We start from the raw sequence: 23,173 nt of genomic DNA, 5'->3' as shown, positions 1-23,173 counted from the left end.
TGCCCTTGGGAACATCAGTCGCGTTCGAGATCGATATCGATACCGAGCGAACGGATTTCCTTGACCAGCACGTTGAAGGACTCCGGCATGCCGGCGTCAATCACGTGATCGCCCTTGACCAGGTTTTCATAAACCTTGGTACGGCCGTTCACGTCATCGGACTTCACGGTCAGCATTTCCTGCAGCACATACGATGCGCCGTAGGCTTCCAGTGCCCAGACTTCCATTTCACCGAAGCGTTGACCGCCGAACTGCGCCTTACCGCCCAGAGGCTGCTGAGTAACCAGCGAGTAAGGACCGGTCGAACGGGCATGCATCTTGTCATCAACCAAGTGATGCAGCTTCAGGTAATGCATGTAGCCGACCGTCACGGAACGCTCGAAAGCTTCGCCGGTGCGGCCGTCATACATGGTGACCTGGTTCTTCGACGGGGTCATGCCCAGTTGCTTGGCGATGTGATCCGGGTACGCCAGATCCAGCATGCGACGGGTTTCATCTTCGTGCGCGCCGTCAAACACCGGCGTGGCGAACGGAACACCCTTCTTCAGGTTGGATGCCAGTTCCAGGATTTCCTCATCGCTGAACTCGTCGAGCGCTTCCTTCTTGCCCGATTCGTTGTAGATGGTCGTCAGGAACTTGCGCAGTTCGGCGATCTTCACCTGTGCAGTCAGCATTTCGCCGATGCGCAGGCCCAGACCCTTGGCTGCCCAGCCCAGATGGACTTCGAGAACCTGACCGACGTTCATGCGCGATGGCACGCCCAGCGGGTTCAGCACGATGTCGGCTGGTGTACCGTCGGCCATGTGCGGCATGTCTTCGATCGGCAGGATGCGCGAAACCACACCCTTGTTACCGTGACGACCCGCCATCTTGTCGCCTGGTTGCAGGCGACGCTTCACGGCCAGGTAGACCTTGACCATCTTTTGCACGCCTGGCGGCAGTTCATCGCCTTGGGTCAGCTTCTTGCGCTTTTCTTCAAACGCCAGATCGAACTGGTGACGCTTTTCGGCGATCGATTCCTTGATCGCTTCCAGAGCAGTCGCCATGTCGTCATCCGCCGGGCGGATGTCGAACCAGTGATACTTGTCCAGATCGTCCAGGTACGCCTTGTCCAGCTTGGTGCCCTTGACCAGTTTCTTCGGACCGCCGTTGGCGACCTTGCCGATCAGCATCTTTTCCAGACGCTGGAAGGCATCGCCTTCAACGATACGCAGCTGATCGTTCAGGTCCAGGCGATAGCGCTTCAGTTCATCGTCGATGATCTGTTGAGCGCGCTTGTCGCGTTGGATGCCTTCACGGGTGAACACTTGCACGTCGATGACGGTGCCGACCATGCCCGAAGGCACGCGCAGCGAGGTGTCCTTAACGTCCGAAGCTTTTTCGCCGAAGATCGCGCGCAGCAGCTTTTCTTCCGGTGTCAGCTGAGTTTCGCCCTTTGGCGTCACTTTACCGACCAGCGTATCGCCGGCTTCGACTTCAGCACCGATGTAGGTGATGCCGGACTCGTCCAGACGCGCCAGTTGGTTTTCAGCCAGGTTCGAAATATCACGGGTGATTTCTTCCGCGCCGAGCTTGGTGTCACGTGCAACCACCGACAACTCTTCGATATGGATCGAGGTGTAGCGGTCGTCAGCAACGACTTTTTCGGAGATCAGGATCGAATCTTCGAAGTTGTAGCCGTTCCATGGCATGAACGCCACCAGCATGTTCTGACCCAGAGCCAGTTCGCCCAGGTCGGTCGATGCGCCGTCGGCGATCACGTCTTGCTTGGCGACACGGTCGCCCACCTTGACGATAGGACGCTGGTTGATGTTGGTGTTCTGGTTCGAACGTGTGTACTTGATCAGGTTGTAGATGTCGACGCCGACTTCACCAGCCTGCGCTTCTTCATCGTTCACGCGGATCACCACACGGCCTGCATCGACGTAATCGACGATACCGCCACGCAGCGCTTGCACGGTCGTACCCGAGTCAACTGCAACGGTACGCTCGATGCCGGTGCCGACCAGCGGCTTTTCCGGACGCAGGCAAGGAACAGCCTGACGTTGCATGTTGGCGCCCATCAATGCGCGGTTCGCATCATCGTGTTCGAGGAACGGAATCAGCGATGCCGCCACCGACACGACCTGGCCTGGGGCCACGTCCATGTACTGGACGCGCTCCGGCGACACCAGAATGGTTTCGCCGGCTTCACGCGCCGAGACCAGTTCATCGGACAGCTTCAGCGAAGCGTCGATGGTCGCATTCGCCTGAGCGATGATGTAGCGGCCTTCTTCGATTGCCGACAGATAGTCGATCTGGTTGGTAACCTTGCTGCCCTCAACCTTGCGGTATGGGGTTTCCAGGAAGCCGTATTCATTCAGGCGGGCATACAGCGCCAGCGAGTTGATCAGGCCGATGTTCGGGCCTTCAGGCGTTTCGATCGGGCACACGCGGCCATAGTGGGTCGGGTGCACGTCGCGGACTTCAAAGCCGGCGCGTTCGCGGGTCAGACCGCCAGGTCCCAGGGCGGAAACACGGCGTTTATGCGTGATTTCCGACAGCGGGTTGGTTTGGTCCATGAACTGCGACAACTGCGACGAACCGAAGAATTCACGGATCGCTGCCGAGATCGGCTTGGAGTTGATCAGGTCGTGCGGCATCAGGTTGTCCGCTTCGGCTTGGCCGAGGCGTTCCTTGACGGCGCGCTCAACGCGGACCAGACCGGCGCGGAATTGATTTTCCGCCAGTTCGCCGACGCAACGGACGCGACGGTTACCCAAGTGATCGATGTCATCGACTTCGCCGCGGCCATTGCGCAACTCAACCAGAATCTTGATCACGGCCAGGATGTCTTCGTTCGACAGCGTCATGGCGCCAGTCAGTTCATCACGGCCGATACGGCGGTTGAACTTCATGCGGCCGACTGCCGACAGGTCGTAACGGTCTTCGCTGTAGAACAGGCCGTTGAACAGGGCTTCCACCGAGTCTTCGGTCGGCGGTTCGCCAGGACGCATCATGCGATAGATTGCCACGCGCGCAGCGGTTTGATCCGCTGTGTCGTCGGTACGCAATGTTTGCGAGATGTAGCCGCCCTGATCCAAATCGTTGGTGTACAGAGTCTGGACTGCATCGATGTCGGCTTCGCGCAGGCGGGCCAGCAGTTCTTCGGTCAACTCGTCGTTGGCCGAAGCGATGACTTCACCGGTGTCGCCGTCGACGACGTTCTTCGCCAATACGCGACCCAGCAGGTAATCTTCCGGCACGGAAATCTGCTTGATGCCGGCAGCTTCGATGTCGCGCACATGCTTGGCGTTGATACGCTTGTCTTTCGCGACCAGCGGCTTGCCCGCTTTGTCGAGAATGTCGAAGCGCGCCACTTCGCCGCGCAGACGCTCGGGCACGAATTCCATCTCGGCGCCTTCAGCGTGCAAGGTGAAATTGTCGAACACGAAGAAGTTCGCCAGGATCTGCTCGGACGTCATGCCGATGGCCTTGAGCAGGATCGTTACCGGCATCTTGCGACGACGGTCGACGCGGAAGAACAGGATGTCCTTCGGATCGAATTCGAAGTCCAGCCACGAACCGCGGTAAGGAATGATACGTGCGGAGAACAACAGCTTGCCGGACGAGTGCGTCTTGCCGCGGTCATGTTCGAAGAACACGCCAGGCGAACGGTGCAGCTGCGACACGATGACGCGCTCGGTGCCGTTGATGACGAACGAACCGGTGGTCGTCATGAGCGGCAATTCGCCCATGTAGACTTCCTGTTCTTTCATTTCTTTCACAACCGGCTTGGTTGGCGATTCCTTGTCCAGGATCACCAGACGCACCTTGGCACGCAGCGGCGACGCGAAGGTCAGGCCACGTTGTTGGCATTCCTTGACGTCGAACGGCGGCGCGCCCAACACATAGGACAAGAATTCGAGACGCGCGAAACCATTGTGCGAAACGATAGGGAAAATCGATGTAAAGGCCGATTGCAGACCTTCGTTCTTGCGTTGGGACGTTGTTTTGTCCGTCTGCAAGAATGTCTGGTATGACTCGATCTGAGTCGCTAGCAGGAACGGAACGTTGTGGACGTTAGCGCGTTTCGCAAAGGATTTACGAATACGCTTCTTCTCAGTAAATGAGTAGTGCATGGACACTCCGTGAGTGACAGGAAGGATAGAGAGTTCAGGACTCGCCCGGATTGCTTGTTGCCTTGTTGCTGCAATCCGTTAGCAGCGAAACCTCAAGTCTCAGCCCTTCAGTCTTGGTTGGCGCCTTCTCTTGCTTCACCGGCGAAGCTGGCAAGAAACTGCTGACCATTAACGAACTTGAATTCGACGCAAATTCGAATCGGACTCAAATTCACATACAAAATTACGAAACGACAAAGGAGCCAAAGCCGAATCCTTTTTTCAAAGGATTCTGCACTTTGACTCCGGTGGAACGATGCGCCGGCGAACCGGCGATATTCCAGCTCAAGTAAAAATTACTTGATTTCAGCTTTCGCGCCAGCTTCTTCCAGCTTCTTCTTAGCTGCTTCAGCATCTGCCTTAGGAATTGCTTCCTTGACTGGCTTCGGTGCGCCGTCAACCAGGTCTTTAGCTTCTTTCAAGCCCAGACCGGTGATTTCGCGAACTGCCTTAATGACGCCAACCTTGTTCGCGCCGATTTCGGCCAGAACAACGGTGAACTCAGTTTGCTCTTCAGCAGCAGCGGCGCCAGCGCCACCACCAGCAGGACCAGCGACAGCCATAGCTGCTGCGGAAACGCCGAACTTTTCTTCGAATGCCTTCACCAGATCATTCAATTCCAATACTGTCAGGTTGCCTACGGCTTCCAGGATATCGTCTTTGCTAATTGCCATTTGAAACTCCTAATTTTTTTCGATAAAACATCTAGTCGGTACTGACGCTAAAAAAGCGAAAGACACAGGGCCTTGCCAAAATCGCGACCGCCTGAGCGGTCAAACGACTTAAGCTTCGGCTTCGGCAGCCGGAGCTGCTTCTGCAGCTGGCGCTGCCGCTGTGCCGGATTCGGCTTCTTTTTTGGCTGCCAGAGCAGCCAGACCACGCGTAAATCCAGCAACCGGAACTTGCATCATGCCCAACAACTGGGCCAGCAATACTTCGCGGCTTGGGATATTTGCCAATGCGACAACCGCTGCTTTATCCAGCGATTTGCCTGCATAGTTACCCGCCTTGACAACCAGCTTGTCGTTGGTCTTAGCAAAGTCAGCGATGACTTTGGCTGCAGCAACGGCATCTTCCGAGATCGAATAGATCAGCGGACCGGTCATTTCAGAAGCGAGGTCAGCAAACGCGGAACCTTCAACGGCACGACGCGCGAGTGTGTTTTTCAACACGCGCAGGTACACGCCTTGGTCACGCGCTTTGGCGCGCAGTTGCGTCAAGTGACCAACCTGGATGCCACGGTATTCAGCCACGACGATAGTCTGTGCAGTTGCTACTTTTGCAGCGACTTCGGCGACAACGGCCTTTTTGTCATTCAGATTGAGACTCAAGATCAACCTCCAAAAATGATGCTTGGCGACGACACAGGCGAAAAACCTGCTTGCCTTACATCGGTTCGAACACGGCGTCCGACGTTAGGAGTTCATTGCAGCGTTTCGTGAAACATGAAACGCTGTGTGAGACTGCAAAACTTGTTCGGGGTCACCATCTGCGCTGGGTAATCAGAAACGCGAGTCTCCGACGTTTTAACTTTATGCCTGCCTGCTGCATGCCGCCCAACGGTCTTTGATTGCCTGAAGCACTTCACAATTGCAAAATGCTCCAGCCCAAAGATGCGCCTCGTCTCCTTGAGGAAACGAGGACTTGATTCTTTACTTAAGCCGACAGAGTCGATTGATCCACGCGGACGCCAGCGCCCATGGTGGACGACAGCGACACCTTGCGCAGGTAAACACCCTTGCTGGTGGCCGGCTTGGCCTTGTTCAGCGCATCGATCAGTGCAACCAGATTCGACTTCAGATCTGCATCGCTGAACGACTTGCGACCGATGGTGGCGTGAATGATGCCGCCCTTGTCGGTACGATATTGGACTTGACCAGCCTTGGCGTTCTTGACGGCGGTAGCCACGTCAGGAGTCACGGTGCCGACCTTCGGGTTAGGCATCAGGCCGCGTGGACCCAGGATCTGACCCAGAGTACCGACGATACGCATGGTGTCCGGCGAAGCGATCACGATGTCGAAAGGCATGTTGCCGGCCTTGACCATTTCGGCCAGGTCTTCCATACCGACCACGTCTGCGCCGGCTGCCTTGGCTTGCTCAGCCTTTTCGCCCGAAGCGAACACGGCGACGCGAACGGTCTTGCCTGTACCAGCCGGCAGAACCACGGAACCGCGGACGACTTGGTCCGACTTCTTCGCGTCAACGCCCAGTTGGACGGACACGTCGATCGATTCGTTGAACTTTGCTGTTGCGAATTCCTTGACCAGCGCCAGCGCGTTATCGAAAGGATAAGCCTTGGTGCTATCGATCTTGCCTTCTTGCGCCTTAGCGCGTTTTGTCAACTTAGCCATTACAGACCCTCCACCGTGATGCCCATGGAACGTGCCGAACCAGCGATGGTGCGCACAGCCGCTTCCAGATCAGCAGCGGTAAGATCCGGCTTCTTCTGGGTAGCGATTTCTTCCGCTTGTTTACGAGTAATCTTGCCAACCTTGTCTGTATGCGGCTTGGCGGAACCCTTTTGGATGCCGGCAGCCTTCTTGATCAGGATGGTTGCTGGAGGAGTCTTCATCACGAAAGTGAAGGACTTGTCCGCAAATGCAGTGATCACGACTGGAATCGGCAGACCCGGCTCAAGACCTTGAGTCTGGGCATTGAATGCCTTACAGAATTCCATGATGTTCAGACCGCGCTGACCCAGCGCCGGGCCGATCGGTGGAGATGGATTTGCTTTACCAGCTGGCACTTGCAGCTTGATAAAACCGATGATTTTCTTTGCCATGATGGCTCCTACGTTGATTGAGTGTTAGCGCCTGTTCATCTGCCTTGCGGCGTTTTTACTGGGGCTCCTCTGCTGCTGCAGGATTTGGGGAAACTTGCATTTCGCCGCGCTCCTGCGGGCGCTTGATATCTGTTGCTGCTTAGACTTTTTCGACCTGGCCGAACTCGAGCTCGACTGGTGTTGCACGACCGAAAATGGTCACGGAGACGCGCACACGGGATTTTTCGTAATTCACTTCTTCCACGTTGCCGTTGAAATCGGTGAAAGGACCATCCTTGATGCGAACCAGCTCGCCCACTTCGTACAAGACCTTCGGACGCGGCTTTTCGATGCCGTCCTGCATTTGCTGCATGATCTTGTCGACTTCATGCGGCGGAATCGGTGTCGGGCGATTGGACTTGCCGCCGATGAAACCGGTCACCTTGCTGGTGTTTTTCACCAGATGCCAGGTTTCGTCCGTCATTTCCATCTCAACCAGGACGTAGCCCGGGAAGAAACGACGTTCGGTCACCGACTTGTGGCCATTTTTCATGTCCACGACTTCTTCAGTCGGCACCAGGATCTGGCCGAACTGTTCTTCCATGCCGGCGCGGACGATGCGCTCGGTCAGTGCACGCTGCACACTCTTTTCCATGCCGGAATAGGCATGCACAACGTACCAGCGCTTTTTACTTGCGCTTGAAACGCTTTGCGCACCAATCGGTGCGCTGTCTTGTGTGCTATCGCTCATTTTTATTTCCAGCCCAAAATTACGTCATACAACAGGAATTCGAGCAACTTGTCCGTACCCCACAGGAAGATCGCCATGATCAGCACAAAGGCGAACACAATCGCCGTGATCTGCGTCGCTTCCTTGCGGGTAGGCCAGACAACTTTTTTGGTTTCACGTACCGATTCTTTGGCAAAGCCGACGAAACCGCGACCTTGCGAAGATGTCCAGGCGAAACCTACCGCCACCAGCAAGCCGGCCACCAGGGCCAGTGCGCGCACCGGCGTCGATTGACCCGACAACACAAAAAAACCGACCACACCCGCGATGACTGCTACGATTGCCAGGGCAACCTTGAGCTTGTCGCTTGATGTATTGACGGTTTGTACAGGCTGGTTAGACATTTATTTACTTTCAGTACCCTACTCACCTGAATCGGTGGCAGGGGCGGAGGGCATCGAACCCCCAACCTCCGGTTTTGGAGACCGGCGCTCTGCCAATTGAGCTACACCCCTACGATCAAAACACTGATCTGAACGGCTTGGCCAGCCAACTTACGCTTGCCGCTCAGACATCAACGCCGCGAGGCGGGAATTTCCCGAATCGCGGCGATTGCTACTCTTCTTATTACGCGTCTGGCAGGATCTTGGCAACCACACCAGCGCCGACGGTACGACCGCCTTCACGGATAGCGAAGCGCAGGCCTTCTTCCATCGCGATCGGGTTGATCAGCATCACGGTGATCGACACGTTGTCACCTGGCATGACCATTTCCTTGTCCTTCGGCAACTCGATCGAACCAGTCACGTCCGTTGTACGGAAGTAGAACTGTGGACGATAGTTGTTGAAGAACGGAGTATGACGGCCGCCTTCGTCTTTCGACAGAACATAGATCTCGCCGGTGAAATGCTTGTGCGGCTTGATCGAGTTCGGCTTGGCCAACACTTGACCACGCTCCACGTCTTCACGCTTGGTGCCGCGCAGCAGCACGCCGACGTTGTCGCCCGCTTGACCTTGGTCCAGCAGCTTGCGGAACATTTCAACGCCTGTGCAAACGGTGTCTTGTGTGTCACGGATTCCGACGATTTGCAGAGCTTCGCCGACCTTGACGATACCGCGCTCAACACGACCGGTCACAACGGTACCGCGGCCGGAGATCGAGAACACGTCTTCCACTGGCAGCAGGAAGGCGCCGTCAACAGCACGTTCCGGTGTCGGGATGTAGGTGTCCAGTGCTTCTGCCAGGGCCATGATCGCTTGCTCGCCCAGTGGGCCAGTGTCGCCTTCGAGGGCCAGCTTCGCCGAACCCTTGATGATTGGCAGGTCGTCGCCTGGGAATTCGTACTTGGTCAACAGCTCGCGCACTTCCATTTCGACCAGTTCCAGCAGCTCTTCATCATCCACCATGTCGGCCTTGTTCAGGAACACGATGATGTAAGGAACGCCAACTTGACGCGACAGCAGGATGTGTTCGCGTGTTTGCGGCATCGGGCCGTCTGCTGCGGAGCAAACCAGGATCGCGCCGTCCATCTGCGCGGCGCCGGTGATCATGTTCTTCACATAATCGGCGTGGCCTGGGCAGTCAACGTGAGCGTAGTGACGATTTGCTGTTTCGTATTCAACGTGGGCGGTGTTGATCGTGATGCCGCGTGCTTTTTCTTCCGGTGCCGCGTCAATTTGATCGTAGGCCTTCGCTTCGCCGCCGAATTTCTTCGACAACACGGTCGCGATTGCGGCTGTCAGTGTGGTCTTGCCGTGGTCAACGTGACCAATCGTGCCAACGTTCACGTGCGGCTTGGTCCGCTCGAATTTGCCTTTTGCCATCTTAGACTCCTAACGATTATGAGAATGTTCAGGCAACGCGCCCGATCGACTTGCTGACTTGCTGCAGCGCTTACGGTGAAACACCTGCTACCTGCTATACAACTGGTGCCCTTGACGTGGATTGAACACGTGGCCTCTCCCTTACCAAGGGAGTGCTCTACCACTGAGCTACAAGGGCATACCTGCCGACTGCACCAACTACCAAACGATGCAACCGGACAAAAAACTTTGGAGCGGGTGAAGGGAATCGAACCCTCGTCATAAGCTTGGAAGGCTTCAGCTCTACCATTGAGCTACACCCGCGAGGAACTGCCATCGAACACTTATCACTTCACAGCCGCAACAACTTTAAGACTGTTCCCAAAATGGTGGAGAGGGCTGGATTCGAACCAGCGTACTCGTAAGAGGGCAGATTTACAGTCTGCTGCCATTAACCACTCGGCCACCTCTCCGCGCAGGGAACTCAAAACTATAGGCGAACACTTTTCCCTTGTCAACTAAAATACGAGAACGGACGCATTATTTTTAGCTTCCGGCTATTCCCGGATCCCGACTGTTGTCCTGGGGCGATGCTCAACATGATTCCACGGGGCAATTTTCAGCAACATGATCATTCCGGGCAAGGCCAGGATGAAGCACAGGATGAAGAAATTGAACCATCCCATATAGGCGACGATGTACCCCACCGAAGAATTGACGAAAGTGCGCGGCACCGCCGCCAGGCTGGTGAACAGGGCAAATTGCGTGGCCGTGTAGCGTGGATCGGTCTCGCGCATGATGTAGGCGACGAAGGCCGCCGTGCCGAGGCCGACGCCAAAGGCTTCGATGCCGATCACCACCGCCAGCGCCACGGTGCTGGCGCCGACATGGGCCAGCCAGGCGAACCCGAGGATCGCCACCGCCTGGATCACGCCGAACACCCACAAGGCCTTGTTGATGCCGAGCCGGATCATCCAGACCCCGCCGATGATGCCGCCAACGACGCTGGCCCACAGGCTGGTGGTTTTCGACACCACGCCGATCTGCGTCATGGAAAAGCCGAGATCAATGTAGAACTTGGTCGCCAGCGCGGTCGCCATGCTGTCGCCGAGCTTGTACAGGAAGATGAAGGCCAGCACCCACAGCGCCTTGTTCCAGCCGCCGCGCGTGACGAACTCGCGGAACGGCATCACCACGGCTTCGCGCAGGTTCTTGGGCGGCACGCCGTAGACCACCGGCTCCTTGACCGCCAACGTGCACAGCAAACCCGGCAACATGAAGCCGGCTGTAATCCAGAACACGGTCTGCCACGGCATCAGATCGGCCAGCACCAGCGACAAGGCGCCCGGCACCATGCCCGACAGCTTGTAGGCGTTGACGTGGATGGCGCTGCCCAGGCCGAGCTCTTCTTCCGGCAGGATTTCACGGCGGTAGGCGTCGATCACGATGTCCTGGCTGGCCGACAGGAAAGCCACCACCGACGCCATGAAGGCGATCGTGCCGATCTGGGTCTGCGGATCCAGCATGCCCATGGCGCCGATGCCGAAGAACAGGCCGATCTGGGTAAAAAACATCCAGCCGCGCCGGCGTCCCATGCGGCCGAAATGGAAACGGTCCATCAGCGGCGACCACAGGAATTTCCAGGTGTAGGGAAACATCACGAGCGCGAACAAACCCAGCGCCTTGACGTTGAGCCCCGACTTGGCCAGCCAGGCCTGCAGCAGGCTCAGCAGGATGAACAGCGGCAACCCTGAAGTAAAACCGAGAAACACGCAGATCAGCATGCGACGGTTGAGATAGCTGTGCCACGAAATGCGGTTGTCGGTCATAAAAAGAAAAGGCGAGACGTCAGTACGGACAGGAAGAACCCCGCCCGCGGGACACCCGGGCGGAGACGTCTGCGGAGTATAAGGAATTTGCCGGCGCCGGTACGATTTTTCCTGCGGCGGCGCGGGCGATCGACATGGCGGGTTACTTCTTCTTGAGACGGAACACCGCCAGGCTGCCGCGCCAGTTCGGCAGGAAGGTCACCGGCTTGCCATCATGCAGCGCCACGCATTCCAGTACGTCGAGGCCGACCTCGTTGGCCAGCGCCTCGAAGTCCTTGATCGTGGCGCAACGCAGGTTGGGGGTGTCGTACCACTCGTAGGGCAGCGACTTCGACACCGGCATGCGGCCGCGCAGCAGCGCGACGCGGTGCGACCAGTAGGCGAAGTTGGGAAAGGATACGGTGGCTTCGCGGCCGACCCGGGCGATTTCGCGCAGGATGCCTTCGACGTCCTTGACCATCTGCAGCGCCGACAGGCACAGAACGTTGTCGAAGGCATTGTCTCCGAACATGGCCAGGCCGCCTTCCAGATCTTGCTGGATGACCGACACGTTGCGCGCCACACATTCCGGGATGCGGGCATCGTCGATTTCAATGCCGTAGCCGCTGCAGGCCTTGTCGGTCTGCAGATAGTCGAGCATCACGCCGTCGCCGCAGCCGACGTCCAGCACCTGCGAGCCGGCAGGAATCCAGTGCGCGATGAAGGCCAGGTCGGGGCGCAATACGCTCAGTTCAGGGAAATTCATGCGCTCTCCTCCATGGCGATTTCCGCCCAGACGCGTTGATAGTATTCGCGCAACAAAGTCATGTAACGCGCGTCGTCCAGCAGGAAGGCATCGTGCCCGTGCGGCGCGTCGATTTCGGCATAGCTGACGCGGCGCTTGTTGCTGACCAGCGCCTGCACGATTTCACGCGTGCGCTCCGGCGAGAAACGCCAGTCGGTGGTGAACGAAGCCAGCAGGAATTGCGCCTTGGTGCCGGCCAGCGCCTTGTTCAGATCGCCGCCGAAGTCGCGCGCCGGATCGAAATAGTCGAGCGCCTTGGTGATCAGCAGGTAGGTGTTGGCGTCGAAGTAGGTCGAGAACTTGTCACCCTGGTAGCGCAGGTAGGATTCGATTTCGAAATCCACACCATAGCCGAACTGGTATTCGCCCGAGCGCAGGTCGCGGCCGAATTTTTCCGCCATGTCGTCGTCCGACAGGTAGGTGATGTGACCGACCATGCGCGCCACCCGCAAGCCGTTTTTCGGCACCACGCCGTGCGCATAGAAATCGCCGCCGTGGTAATCCGGATCCGTCAGAATGGCCTGGCGCGCGACGTCGTTGAAGGCGATGTTCTGCGCCGACAATTTCGGGGTCGACGCGATCACCACACAGTGGCGCAGGCGATCCGGATACATGATGCTCCACGCCAGCGCCTGCATGCCGCCCAGCGAACCGCCCATGACCGCCGCAAACTGGGCGATGCCGAGTTGGTCCGCCAGGCGCGCCTGGGCGTTGACCCAGTCTTCCACTGTCACCACCGGGAAGCTCGCGCCATACGGCTTGCCGGTGGCCGGATTGGTATGCATCGGGCCGGTCGAGCCGAAACAGGAGCCGAGATTGTTGACGCCGATGACGAAGAACTTGTCGGTATCGAGCGACTTGCCGGGACCGACCATGTTGTCCCACCAGCCGACGTTGTCGGGCTCGTCCTGATAGACGCCGGCGACGTGGTGCGAGGCATTGAGCGCGTGGCATACCAGCACGGCGTTGGACTTGTCGGCATTGAGCGTGCCGTAGGTTTCATACATCAGCACGTAGTCGGCCAGCGCCGTGCCGTTCTTGAGCGGCAGCGGCTCGGGGAAATGCATGATTTGCGGCGATACGATTCCGATCGACATGGGCTCTCTTCGTTATCTTGCGGTTATGTCCGTCTACCGATTCAGGGGCCCGAAAACAAAAAAGCCCGGAGCTTGCGCTCACGGGCTAAATTCTGGGCTTGTCTGGTAGTGCACCAAGCTCGCTTTAGCCGTATTTAGATGGAACCTTGGGTTCCGGCGCCCGCAAGCTGAGGTTTGGAGAAACCATTCAAATCGGCGCAGTGGTGTAAGAATAACCAAGTCGGGGCATGCCGTCAAACCACCATTGCCGGCATGCCTGTCGTTCACTCAGCGGCGTCGTGAGGCGATCGCTTTGATTTCGGGTTCGCTGTTGATGGCCCGCAATTGCGCCATGGCCGCCTCGATGGCGGACGGTTCGGAAGCCTTCAGCACTTTTTTGACCTGCGGCTCCAGCAGGGTCAGGTCACTGTTGAGGATTTCCTGCTTGACCGACAACAGTTGCGAGGGATGCATGGAAAACTCCAGCAGTCCCATGCCCAGCAACAGCCGCGTCCATTTCACGTCGCCCGCCATTTCGCCGCACACCGCGACCGGGATATCGGCCTTGCGCGCCATCGAAATCACGCTCGACAACAGGAACAGCACCGCTGGATGCAGCGGATCGTACAGATGCGCCACTTCATGGTCGACGCGGTCGATCGCCAGGGTGTACTGGATCAGGTCGTTGGTGCCGATCGACAGGAAGTCGAGGCGCTTGATGAACATCGGCAAGGCCAGCGCGGCTGCCGGGATTTCGATCATGGCGCCGATCTCAATGTCTTCATCGAACTTCTGCTTGCGTTGACGCAATTGCTCCTTGGCCTGCTCGATCAGCGCCAGCGTCTGGTCGATTTCGAACGCGTGCGCCATCATCGGGATCAGCAGCTTGATCGGACCGAAGGCCGAGGCGCGCAAGATCGCACGCAGCTGCGTCAGGAACATCTGCGGCTCGGAGAGGCAATAACGGATCGCACGCAAACCCAGGGCCGGATTGAGCGCAGTCTGCTCGTCTTCGTCGAGCGGCTTGTCGGCGCCGACGTCGAGCGTGCGGATCGTGACCGGACGGCCCTTCATCGACACCACGGTCTGGCAATACGAATCGAACTGTTCGTCTTCGGACGGGAATTTTTCCAGATGACCGGCGCGCCCCATGAACAGGAATTCCGAACGGAACAGGCCGACGCCATTGGCGCCCGCTTCCAGCGCCGGAGCGCTGTCGGTGGGCAATTCGATGTTGGCCAGCAAGGTGATCTGCGTGCCATCCTGGGTGATCGCCGGGGTCTTCTTGAGACGGCCGAGTTTCTTGCGGTCGCGCAGCATGCGCTCCTGGCGCGCGCGGTATTGCGCCAGCACCAGCGGCGACGGATTGACGATGGCCACGCCGGCGTCGCCATCGATGATCAGCACGTCTTCCTGCTTGACCAGCACCGAGGCGTTGTTCATGCCGACTGCGGCCGGAATGTCGAGGCTGCGCGCGACGATGGCGGTGTGCGAATTCTGGCCGCCGAGGTCGGTGACGAAACCGGCGAAGGCGCCGTCGCGGAACTGCAGCATGTCGGCCGGCGAAATGTCATGCGCAACGACGATGATGCTGGCGGCGGCGCCCTCGCCTGCGGCCGGCGGCAGGCTGATGGCGGTGCCGGTCAACACTTTGAGCACGCGGTCGCCGACTTGCTGGATGTCGGCCTTGCGCTCGCGCAGGTAAGGATCTTCGATCTCGTCGAACTGCGCCGACAAGCCATCGATCTGCGTCACCAGCGCCCATTCGGCGTTGTAATAGCGATGCCGGATGATGTTGAGCGGCACTTCGGCCAGCATCGGGTCCGACAGGATCAGCGCATGCACGTCGATGAAGGCGCCCAGCTCGGGCGGCGCTTCCTTGGGCAAGTCGTCGCGGATGGTTTGGAGTTCCTGATGGACGGCGGCAATCGCGTTCTTGAGGCGCAGGACTTCGGCTTCGACCTGCTCTTCGGGAATCAGATAATGTTTGACGTCCAGCGCGGCCGGCGCGAGCAGATGCGCGCGGCCGATGGCGATCCCTTTGGAAACCGGGATGCCGTGTAAGGTGAAAGATGCCATCGCGTTTGTCTCCTGCGTTATTTTATTGTGCCGTCATCTGTGTTCGTGCGCGGTAGCTCTCAAAACCTTACCGGACAACGCCCGGTTTGGCAATCGTGCAGAAAAACAAGAGAGAAACAAACAGGAAAATTTCGAGACCTTGCTGCCTTGCTGCAAGACCAGGCTGGTTGGCTTGCTGACTTAGTGGATTATTGGCCTTCGCCGAAACGATCCAGGATCAGCGCTTCCAATGCATTGAAGCAATCCTGCTCGTCATCGCCTTCAGTTTCCAGCAGCACTTTGGTGCCCTTGCCGGCGGCCAGCATCATCACGCCCATGATGGACTTGGCGTTGACGCGGCGCTTGTTGAAGGTCATCCAGACTTCACACTTGTACTTCGACGCCAGCTGCGTGAATTTGGCCGAAGCGCGCGCATGCAGACCGAGCTTGTTGATGATCTCAAGTTCTTTTTGAATCATGGCAATTCTTTCTTTGTGCTTTTATTGGGATGAAACGCGAATACGGTTGTCGATCCGGACGGCGCCGCTCTGGCCGCCGGCCAATGCCATTTCCATGACCACGTCGAGCGTGTCGTTGCGGTAGGTCAGCGCGCGCAGCAGCATCGGCAGGCTGATGCCGGCGATGATTTCGACATTGTCGATGGCGCACAGGTAACCGGTGCAGTTGGACGGCGTGCCGCCCATGACGTCGGTGATGACCAGCACGCCGCTGCCGTCGTCGAGGCGATGCACGGCGTCAGCCGCCATGCGCTGCACCTCCACCGGGTTCTGGTCGGCGATGACGTCGATTGCTTCGATGCGTTCCGGCAAGCCGCGGAAGACATGCGTGGCCGCTGCAATGAAAGCCTGACCCAGCGGGGCATGCGTGAGGAGAAGGATACCGACCATGAATTTCTACACTATATATGTTGGCAGACGGGGCGCTGGTTGCACTGCTTCAGCTGCCGGCGACTGCGGTTTCCAGCGCATCGACGAACATGGCGGCAACATCGAAGCCGCTTTGCTGCGTGATTTCCTGGAAACAAGTCGGACTGGTGACATTGATTTCTGTTAAATAATTGCCAATAGCGTCCAATCCTACCAGCAACAACCCCCGCTGCGCCAATACCGGCGCCAGTGCTTCGGCGATTTCCAGCTCGCGCGGTGAAATCGGTTGCGCCACGCCGAGACCACCGGCCGCCAGATTGCCACGCACTTCCCCGCCTTGCGGGATGCGCGCCAAAACGTGCGGCACCACTTTACCGCCAATCAGCAGAATCCGCTTGTCGCCCTTGGAAATTTCCGGGATGAAACGCTGCGCCATGATGGTCCGGTTGCCGTTGTCGGTCAGGGTTTCGATGACCGAACCGAGGTTCATGCCGTCCTGGCCGATGCGGAAGATGCCCATGCCGCCCATGCCGTCGAGCGGCTTCAGGATCACGTCCTTGTGTTCGTCGTGGAATGCGCGCAGGCGCTTGGCGTCGCGCGTGACCAGGGTCGGCGCGGTGTATTGCGGGAACTGCGCGATCGCCAGTTTTTCATTGTGGCTGCGGATCGCTTCGGGCTTGTTGAAGACGCGCGCACCCTGCTTCTCGGCCAGCTCCAGCAGATACGTCGTGTAGATGTATTCCATGTCGAACGGCGGATCCTTGCGGATCACGATGGCGTCGAACTCCGACAGGAAAGTCGAGACCGGCTTGTCGGCGCGGTACCAGTCGTCGGCCTCGCCGGTGAGCGTGATCTTCGCGACGTTGGCGGTGACCAGGCCGCTTTCCAGCACGACATCGGTCTGCTCGAACGCGTAGATGGCGTGGCCGCGGCGAGCAGCTTCACGCATCATGGCGAAGGTCGAGTCCTTGTAGGTCTTGAAGGTGTCGAGCGGGTCGGCGAGGAAAGCGATTTTCATGAAATGTCCGTCAAAAATGTCAGCCAAATAAGATTAATAGACTTCCGGATTCGGATCGGTCTTTTCCATTTCCAGCGACGCCGCCAGCAGCGCCAAGCGCGCCACCACGCCGTACATGTAGAAGCGGTTCGGCGCGGCGGTGCCGGGCTTGGCTTGCAGGTCAGGCAAGGCATGCTGCTGCTGGAACGCCAGCGGCACGAAATGGGCGCCGGGGGCGTTCAGGTTTTCATTGATGCCGCGATCGGCATGCACGCGATAGAATCCGCCCACCACGTAACGGTCGATCATGTAGACCACCGGCTCGGCCACCGCTTCGTTGATGCGCTCGAACGAATGCACGCCTTCCTGAATCACCAGTTCATTGACTTCCAAGCCTTCCTTGCCCACCGCCAGCTTGCTGCGCTGCTTGCGGTTGAGATCCTTGACCTCGCTGGCGTCCTTGACCGTCATGATGCCCATGCCATAGGTGCCGGCGTTGGCCTTGACGATCACGAACGGCTGTTCCTTGATGCCGTATTCCTTGTACTTCTTGCGAATCTTCGACAACAGGCTGCTGACGTTGTCGGCCAGGCAATCGGAGCCGGCGTCTTCCTGCAGATTAAGCTCGCCGCATTTCGCATACAGCGGGTTGAGCATCCACGGATCGACGTCGACCAGCTTGGCGAATTTCTTCACCACGTCGTCGTAGGCCGAGAAGTGATTGCTCTTGCGACGCACCGCCCAGCCGGCATGCAGCGGCGGCAGGACATTTTGTTCATCGAGGTTTTCCAGCACCGATGGGATGCCGATCGACAGGTCGTTGTTGAGCAGCACGGTACACGGATCGAAGTTCTTCAGACCCAGGCGGCGGCCGTTCTTGGAGCGCTCGAGCGGCTCCAGCGTGATGGTGCTGCCGTCGGGCAGGTCGATCTGCTTGGGTTTCTTGATGTCTTCCAGCGTGCCCAGGCGCACATTGAGACCGGTCTGGCGGAAGATCTGCATCAGCCGCGCGACGTTTTGCAGGTAGAAGCTGTTGCGGATGTGATTTTCCGGAATCAGCAGCAGATTCTTTGCATCGGGGCAATATTTTTCAATGGCAGCCATCGCGGCCTGCACGGCCAGCGGCAGCATTTCCGGCGACAGATTATTGAAGCCGCCCGGAAACAGGTTGGTGTCCACCGGCGCCAGCTTGAAGCCGGCGTTGCGCAGGTCGACCGAACAGTAAAACGGCGGCGTGTGCTCTTGCCACTCCATGCGGAACCAGCGCTCAATCGCGGGAGTTGCACCCAGGATTTTCTTTTCCAGGTCGAGAAGCGGACCGTTGAGGGCGGTGACAAGATGCGGAACCATAAAAGACCTTCTGCGCGTGCTCGGTAGCGATTGGACGAATCAGACAAACTGCGGCTGGCGATCGATGGCAAGAACCGATAACAAAACCGACAGGAACCGGCCATTTTAGCGGGATTCTGGCTATTGCGTCCTTCGCCACGCGGCAATATCTGGTGGAGAGGTGTTTTACATGGCGGCGTTGTCGTTTTTTTAAAGAGACATAAAAAAAGCGCCCGGACCGGAGTCACGGGCGCTTCTGAAAGGGGCCGAAGCCCCCGGGAACTGATTAAGAGTGGTAAGCCGATTCGCCGTGGCTGGAGATGTCCAGACCTTCGCGTTCTTCTTCTTCCGTTACACGCAGACCGATCACGATGTCGACCAGCTTGTAGGCGATGAAGGAGACCACGCCCGACAAGATCACGGTAGTCAGCACGCCCTGGAACTGAATCCAGACCTGACCGCCGATCGAGTAGTCGGGAGCGACTGCGTTGGCGACGTAGTCATAGATACCTGTGCCGCCCAGGCTAGGCGCAGCGAACACGCCAGTCAGGATCGCACCCAGGATACCGCCCACGCCGTGCACGCCGAACACGTCCAGCGCATCGTCCGAACCCAGCAGCTTCTTCAGACCGGTGACACCCCACAGGCACAGCAGACCGGCCAGCAGGCCCATCACAACCGCACCGCAGACACCGACGAAACCGGCTGCAGGAGTAATCGCCACCAGACCGGCGACTGCACCCGACGCTGCACCCAGCATCGAAGGCTTGCCCTTGCCGATCCATTCACCGAAGCTCCACGACAGCACTGCAGCAGCAGTTGCCAGGATGGTGTTGACGAAGGACAACGCTGCACCGCCGTTGGCTTCCAGACCGGAGCCGGCGTTGAAACCGAACCAGCCGAACCACAGCAGCGAGGCGCCGACCATGGTCAGAGTCAGGCTATGCGGCTTGAAGGCTTCCTTGCCGTAACCGACGCGCTTGCCGATCACATACGAACCGACCAGACCGGCGATCGCAGCATTGATGTGCACCACGGTGCCGCCGGCATAATCCAGCGCGCCCTTCTGGAACAACCAGCCGGAGATCGCAGTCGCCTTTTCTGCAGCAGCAGCGTCGGTGAATGCATCCGGACCAGGCCAGAACCAGACCATGTGGGCCATCGGCAGGTACGAGAAGGTGAACCACAGGATCGAGAATGCGATCACGGCGGAGAACTTCACGCGCTCAGCGAAGGAGCCGATGATCAGCGCCACGGTGATGGCTGCGAACGCGCCCTGGAAGGCCACGAACGACAGTTCAGGAATCACGACACCCTTGCTGAAGGTCGCAGTGGTCGAGTCGCCGTTCAGGCCGTGCAGGAACAGACGATCGAAGCCGCCGAAGAACGCGTTGCCTTCAGTGAATGCGATGCTGTAGCCGTAGACGAACCACAGGATGTAGATCAGCGAGAAGATCACGAAACATTGCATCAGCACCGACAGCATGTTCTTGCTGCGGACCAGGCCGCCGTAGAACAGGCCCAGGCCCGGCAAGGTCATCAGGATCACGAATGCAGTACATACCAGCATCCAGGCCGTGTCGCCCTTGTTAGGGACCAGCACCGGCGCAGCTGCGGCAGCAGCCGGGGCTGCAGCGGCAGGAGCGGCTGCAGCAGCAGCCGGAGCCGCTGCAGGCGCTTCGGCTTTCGGTGCGTCAGCCTTTGGCGCTTCCGCCGCAGGAGCAGCCGCAGCGGCGGCTTCCGGCTTCGGCGCGTCTTGCGCCTGGACCGGGGCGGCAAAACTTACCGCCAACAACAACGTGCCGATTGCGAGCGCACTTGAAAACATTTTTTTGATACTCATTACTGTTCCCCCTTAAAGAGCGTCTTTGCCGGTTTCGCCGGTACGGATGCGGATAACGTCGAGCAGATCCTGTACGAAGATCTTGCCGTCGCCGATTTTGCCTGTACGTGCTGCAGCCTCGATGGCTTCCAGCGCGCGCTCGACGATGGAATCATCGACGGCGGCTTCGATCTTGGTCTTCGGCAGGAAGTCCACGACATATTCCGCACCGCGATACAGCTCGGTGTGGCCCTTTTGGCGGCCGAAACCCTTGACTTCCGTCACGGTGATGCCCTGCACGCCGATCGCCGACAAGGCTTCACGCACCTCGTCGAGCTTGAATGGTTTGATGATCGCTGTAATCAGTTTCATACCGACCTCAATTAGAAAGTTTTGCTCAGGGAAACCAGGAATCCGCTCTTACCAACGTTCTTGCTGCCATCCGATGCTGGTGTGACTGTCACGCCATCCTTCAGGTTGGTGCCGAGGTAGGCGACGCCCAGAGTAACGCCGGCCAGATCATCAAACGTCTTGCTCAGACCGAATTTCCAGTCCGTGTAGCTGTATTGTTCATTGGATACGCCGCCGTTGCTGCCCTTGACGCTCTGATGACCGAGGTGCAAACCGAGAATCACGCCGTACCAGGTGTCGATGTTGGCGCCCAGATCGAAGTACTGGCTGTACTTGCTGTTGACGTTGCCGAACAGATTGGTCAGCGATTGCGAGTACTTGAAGTAAGCAGGACCGTAGCCGACCTGGCCATACAGTTCGAATGTGTTGGCGTTCTTGGCTGGGATGTCCGCGTAGTTGTTACGTGGGTAGTAGTAGTACAGGCCGCCGACGTCATACGTGAAACCACCGCCGATATCACCGCGCTTGCCGCCGTAGATATCCCATTCGAGATTGCCCTTGCCGTTTTTACCTGCAGCTTCGACGCTGTCCTTGATCCATTTGATGTTGGTCAGCCATGTGCCGAGGTACAGGCCGGTCGGATTGTGCGTGTAGTCAGCTCCGACTTGCACAGCAGGTTTAAAGCGTGTTTGTGTCAGGCCGCGGTAGCGGTAGTCGTTGACGACTGCAGCGTTGAAGGTGACTTCATTATCTGGCTTAGGTGCGTCTTCCGCATGGGCGAAGCTGGCGACTAACGATGCTGCGACTGCTGTTGCAAGAATCAATTTTTTCATGGCGTCCCTCTGGGTTTCTGTTAAACAACAAATTGTTCATTTCTGCACAACCTGTATAGCAGGAGCCATGCCAACCCTTTTTTGGCGGTTTGCGTTACTTTTTTTAGCGCAAACCAACATTCCAATTAGGCATTTTTTATTTTTTTCCCAAAAACAGTGCATTAAAGTGAAACACAAACATCGCCGCACAACAATAGTGCGCGACAATTTCAACGCAACATTTTCCACAGAGAAATTTCTCGTTCTTTATGGTGCACGACTGGGTGCGGCTTTACCACCCAGCTGAGCACGCACGAAAATGTTGTAAAAATGCAATCAATCTCCACCAAGGACTTTCTTGCATAGAAGGCATCCAGGCCCGACGCGACCGGCGCTGAACGTTTCGGCGCGGCGCCATTCTCACCCACAGCATCGTTGCACCGATCATGCCGACGCCTCTTACCCTGCTTTGTTTTCCCGCAGGACAACGAAAGCGCTACACTTGTCGGATAGTCACTACTCAATCAAAGGACGCATCATGGACAAACCACAATTCTTCGAAGATATTCAGTCCAAAATCAACAAGGCCATCGAGAATTCTCCCGCCAAGGATATTGAAAAAAACGTCAAAGCCATGCTCAGCCAGGGTTTCTCCAAACTGGACCTGGTGACGCGCGAAGAATTCGACATTCAGGCGCAGGTGCTGGCCAAGACCCGCGCCAAGCTCGAAGAACTGGAAGCCCGTGTGGCCGAACTCGAAGCCCGCCAGAAAGCCTCCTGATCCGGTCCCGATGAGTCTTGCCGTATTAAAAAGCCGTGCGCTGGCGGGCATGCATGCGCCGCAAGTCACGGTGGAAGTGCACCTCGCCAACGGCCTGCCGTCGTTCACCATCGTCGGCCTGCCGGAAACCGAGGTCAAGGAATCCAAGGACCGCGTGCGCGCCGCACTGCAGAACGCGCGCTTTGAATTCCCAGCCAAGCGAATCACGGTCAACCTCGCACCGGCCGATCTGCCCAAGGAATCGGGCCGTTTCGACCTGCCGATTGCGCTGGGCATCCTGGCCGCCTCAGGACAAATGCCCGGCGATGGTCTCGATGAATACGAATTCGCCGGCGAACTGTCTCTGTCAGGGGACCTGCGTCCGATCCGTGGCGCGCTGGCGATGACGTACGCCATGCGCACCTCGCATCACAGCGATGGGCGCCGGCGCATCTTCATCCTGCCGCGCGAGAGCGCCGACGAGGCCGCGCTGGTTGCCGACGCCACCATTTTCCCGGCAGACTCGCTATTGCAGGTCTGCGCCCATTTCGCCGCCCCCGGCGCCGACAACGACGCCCGGCTCACCCGGCACCGGCCGACCCTCAAGCCTGCTGCGCCCGCCTATCTCGATTTCTCCGACGTCAAAGGCCAGTTGCAGGCCAAGCGCGCGCTTGAAGTCGCGGCGGCCGGCGGCCACAGCGTATTGCTGGTCGGTCCGCCCGGCACCGGCAAGTCGATGCTGGCGGCGCGCTTCCCCGGCATCTTGCCGCCCATGACCGATGAAGAAGCGCTCGAATCGGCGGCGGTGCAGTCGCTGACCAGCGGTTTTTCCGCCGCGCGCTGGAAGGTGCGTCCGTATCGCTCTCCGCATCACACCGCTTCCGGCGTGGCACTGGTGGGCGGTGGCGGCACGCCTCGTCCGGGCGAAATCTCGCTGGCGCATCGCGGCGTGCTGTTCCTCGATGAGCACCACATTAGGGCGTAACTTTGTTGTCTGTCCTAACGCAAGCTAA

20 protein-coding genes, 4 tRNA genes and 1 pseudogene are annotated in these 23,173 nt (G+C 58.3%); 2 read left to right on the top strand and 23 right to left on the bottom strand.

Annotated features, from left to right (window positions below):
* Positions 1 to 14 precede the first annotated feature (14 nt).
* From rpoB to E4P32_RS23470, 23 genes are all read right to left on the bottom strand, one after another.
* Positions 15 to 4,121 (bottom strand): DNA-directed RNA polymerase subunit beta, encoded by a 4,107-nt coding sequence (gene rpoB / locus E4P32_RS23580; RefSeq protein WP_116436319.1) that lies wholly within the window; start codon positions 4,119 to 4,121, stop codon positions 15 to 17.
* Positions 4,122 to 4,456: 335 nt separating this feature from the next.
* Complete coding sequence (rplL, locus tag E4P32_RS23575) at positions 4,457 to 4,834, bottom strand: 50S ribosomal protein L7/L12 (RefSeq protein ID WP_016836048.1); 378 nt, start codon at positions 4,832 to 4,834, stop codon at positions 4,457 to 4,459.
* A gap of 108 nt (positions 4,835 to 4,942) precedes the next feature.
* Entirely contained in the window at positions 4,943 to 5,491 is a 549-nt protein-coding gene (gene rplJ, locus E4P32_RS23570; protein ID WP_116436318.1) for a 50S ribosomal protein L10, read from the bottom strand.
* Between the two features lie 325 nt (positions 5,492 to 5,816).
* Positions 5,817 to 6,512, bottom strand: a complete 696-nt coding sequence (rplA, locus tag E4P32_RS23565; protein WP_016836050.1) for a 50S ribosomal protein L1 — start codon at positions 6,510 to 6,512, stop codon at positions 5,817 to 5,819.
* Positions 6,512 to 6,943 (bottom strand): 50S ribosomal protein L11, encoded by a 432-nt coding sequence (gene rplK / locus E4P32_RS23560; RefSeq protein WP_016836051.1) that lies wholly within the window; start codon positions 6,941 to 6,943, stop codon positions 6,512 to 6,514. Before rplK ends, rplA begins: the two co-directional genes overlap by 1 nt.
* A 139-nt stretch (positions 6,944 to 7,082) precedes the next feature.
* Complete coding sequence (gene nusG, locus E4P32_RS23555) at positions 7,083 to 7,673, bottom strand: transcription termination/antitermination protein NusG (RefSeq protein WP_029363887.1); 591 nt, start codon at positions 7,671 to 7,673, stop codon at positions 7,083 to 7,085.
* Between the two features lie 2 nt (positions 7,674 to 7,675).
* Positions 7,676 to 8,056 carry a preprotein translocase subunit SecE gene (secE, locus tag E4P32_RS23550; RefSeq protein ID WP_016836053.1) on the bottom strand — a complete coding sequence of 127 codons (381 nt, stop codon included), beginning with the start codon at positions 8,054 to 8,056 and terminating at the stop codon, positions 7,676 to 7,678.
* Between the two features lie 35 nt (positions 8,057 to 8,091).
* Positions 8,092 to 8,167, bottom strand: a tRNA-Trp gene (locus E4P32_RS23545).
* Between the two features lie 112 nt (positions 8,168 to 8,279).
* On the bottom strand, positions 8,280 to 9,476 hold the full coding sequence (tuf, locus tag E4P32_RS23540) for an elongation factor Tu (protein ID WP_116436317.1): 1,197 nt from the start codon (positions 9,474 to 9,476) through the stop codon (positions 8,280 to 8,282).
* Positions 9,477 to 9,579: 103 nt separating this feature from the next.
* Positions 9,580 to 9,654 (bottom strand) — tRNA-Thr (locus tag E4P32_RS23535).
* A 51-nt stretch (positions 9,655 to 9,705) separates the two neighbouring features.
* A tRNA-Gly gene (locus E4P32_RS23530) sits at positions 9,706 to 9,779 on the bottom strand.
* Positions 9,780 to 9,842: 63 nt separating this feature from the next.
* Positions 9,843 to 9,928: transfer RNA gene (locus tag E4P32_RS23525), tRNA-Tyr, on the bottom strand.
* 84 nt (positions 9,929 to 10,012) lie between these two features.
* Entirely contained in the window at positions 10,013 to 11,284 is a 1,272-nt protein-coding gene (locus tag E4P32_RS23520) for an AmpG family muropeptide MFS transporter (RefSeq protein WP_116436316.1), read from the bottom strand.
* A gap of 142 nt (positions 11,285 to 11,426) precedes the next feature.
* Positions 11,427 to 12,029, bottom strand: a complete 603-nt coding sequence (gene metW, locus E4P32_RS23515; protein ID WP_116436315.1) for a methionine biosynthesis protein MetW — start codon at positions 12,027 to 12,029, stop codon at positions 11,427 to 11,429.
* Positions 12,026 to 13,165: a homoserine O-acetyltransferase gene (locus tag E4P32_RS23510; protein WP_116436314.1), complete on the bottom strand. Its 1,140-nt coding sequence runs from the start codon at positions 13,163 to 13,165 to the stop codon at positions 12,026 to 12,028. The genes metW and E4P32_RS23510 overlap by 4 nt, the downstream gene beginning before the upstream one ends.
* 267 nt (positions 13,166 to 13,432) lie before the next feature.
* Positions 13,433 to 15,223 carry a phosphoenolpyruvate--protein phosphotransferase gene (ptsP, locus tag E4P32_RS23505; RefSeq protein WP_116436313.1) on the bottom strand — a complete coding sequence of 597 codons (1,791 nt, stop codon included), beginning with the start codon at positions 15,221 to 15,223 and terminating at the stop codon, positions 13,433 to 13,435.
* Between the two features lie 188 nt (positions 15,224 to 15,411).
* Positions 15,412 to 15,681 (bottom strand): HPr family phosphocarrier protein, encoded by a 270-nt coding sequence (locus E4P32_RS23500; protein ID WP_016836057.1) that lies wholly within the window; start codon positions 15,679 to 15,681, stop codon positions 15,412 to 15,414.
* Positions 15,682 to 15,702: 21 nt separating this feature from the next.
* Positions 15,703 to 16,110 (bottom strand): PTS fructose transporter subunit IIA, encoded by a 408-nt coding sequence (locus E4P32_RS23495; RefSeq protein ID WP_116436312.1) that lies wholly within the window; start codon positions 16,108 to 16,110, stop codon positions 15,703 to 15,705.
* Between the two features lie 49 nt (positions 16,111 to 16,159).
* On the bottom strand, positions 16,160 to 17,107 hold the full coding sequence (gshB, locus tag E4P32_RS23490; protein ID WP_116436388.1) for a glutathione synthase: 948 nt from the start codon (positions 17,105 to 17,107) through the stop codon (positions 16,160 to 16,162).
* Positions 17,108 to 17,140: 33 nt separating this feature from the next.
* Complete coding sequence (gene gshA, locus E4P32_RS23485; RefSeq protein ID WP_116436311.1) at positions 17,141 to 18,436, bottom strand: glutamate--cysteine ligase; 1,296 nt, start codon at positions 18,434 to 18,436, stop codon at positions 17,141 to 17,143.
* 265 nt (positions 18,437 to 18,701) lie between these two features.
* Positions 18,702 to 20,258 carry an ammonium transporter gene (amt, locus tag E4P32_RS23480; protein ID WP_116436310.1) on the bottom strand — a complete coding sequence of 519 codons (1,557 nt, stop codon included), beginning with the start codon at positions 20,256 to 20,258 and terminating at the stop codon, positions 18,702 to 18,704.
* Positions 20,259 to 20,270: 12 nt separating this feature from the next.
* A complete protein-coding gene (locus tag E4P32_RS23475) occupies positions 20,271 to 20,609 on the bottom strand; it encodes a P-II family nitrogen regulator (RefSeq protein ID WP_007884397.1) in 339 nt (112 codons plus the stop codon).
* Between the two features lie 11 nt (positions 20,610 to 20,620).
* Positions 20,621 to 21,421, bottom strand: coding sequence for a TorF family putative porin (locus E4P32_RS23470; protein ID WP_116436309.1), 801 nt, complete (start codon positions 21,419 to 21,421; stop codon positions 20,621 to 20,623).
* Positions 21,422 to 21,938: 517 nt separating this feature from the next.
* On the opposite strand from E4P32_RS23470, the gene E4P32_RS23465 reads away from it, so the two are divergent.
* The gene (locus tag E4P32_RS23465) at positions 21,939 to 22,181 is read left to right on the top strand and encodes an accessory factor UbiK family protein (protein WP_016836063.1); all 243 of its coding nucleotides are present in this window, start codon (positions 21,939 to 21,941) and stop codon (positions 22,179 to 22,181) included.
* 10 nt (positions 22,182 to 22,191) lie between these two features.
* Positions 22,192 to 23,127: pseudogene (locus tag E4P32_RS23460) on the top strand (YifB family Mg chelatase-like AAA ATPase); the annotation flags it as partial.
* Between the last annotated feature and the right edge of the window lie 46 nt (positions 23,128 to 23,173).

Origin of the sequence: Herbaspirillum sp. 3R11 (genome assembly GCF_004563925.1) — a bacterium.
Taxonomy (GTDB): Bacteria; Pseudomonadota; Gammaproteobacteria; order Burkholderiales; family Burkholderiaceae_D; genus Herbaspirillum.
This window is presented reverse-complemented; position numbering and strand designations above follow the sequence as displayed.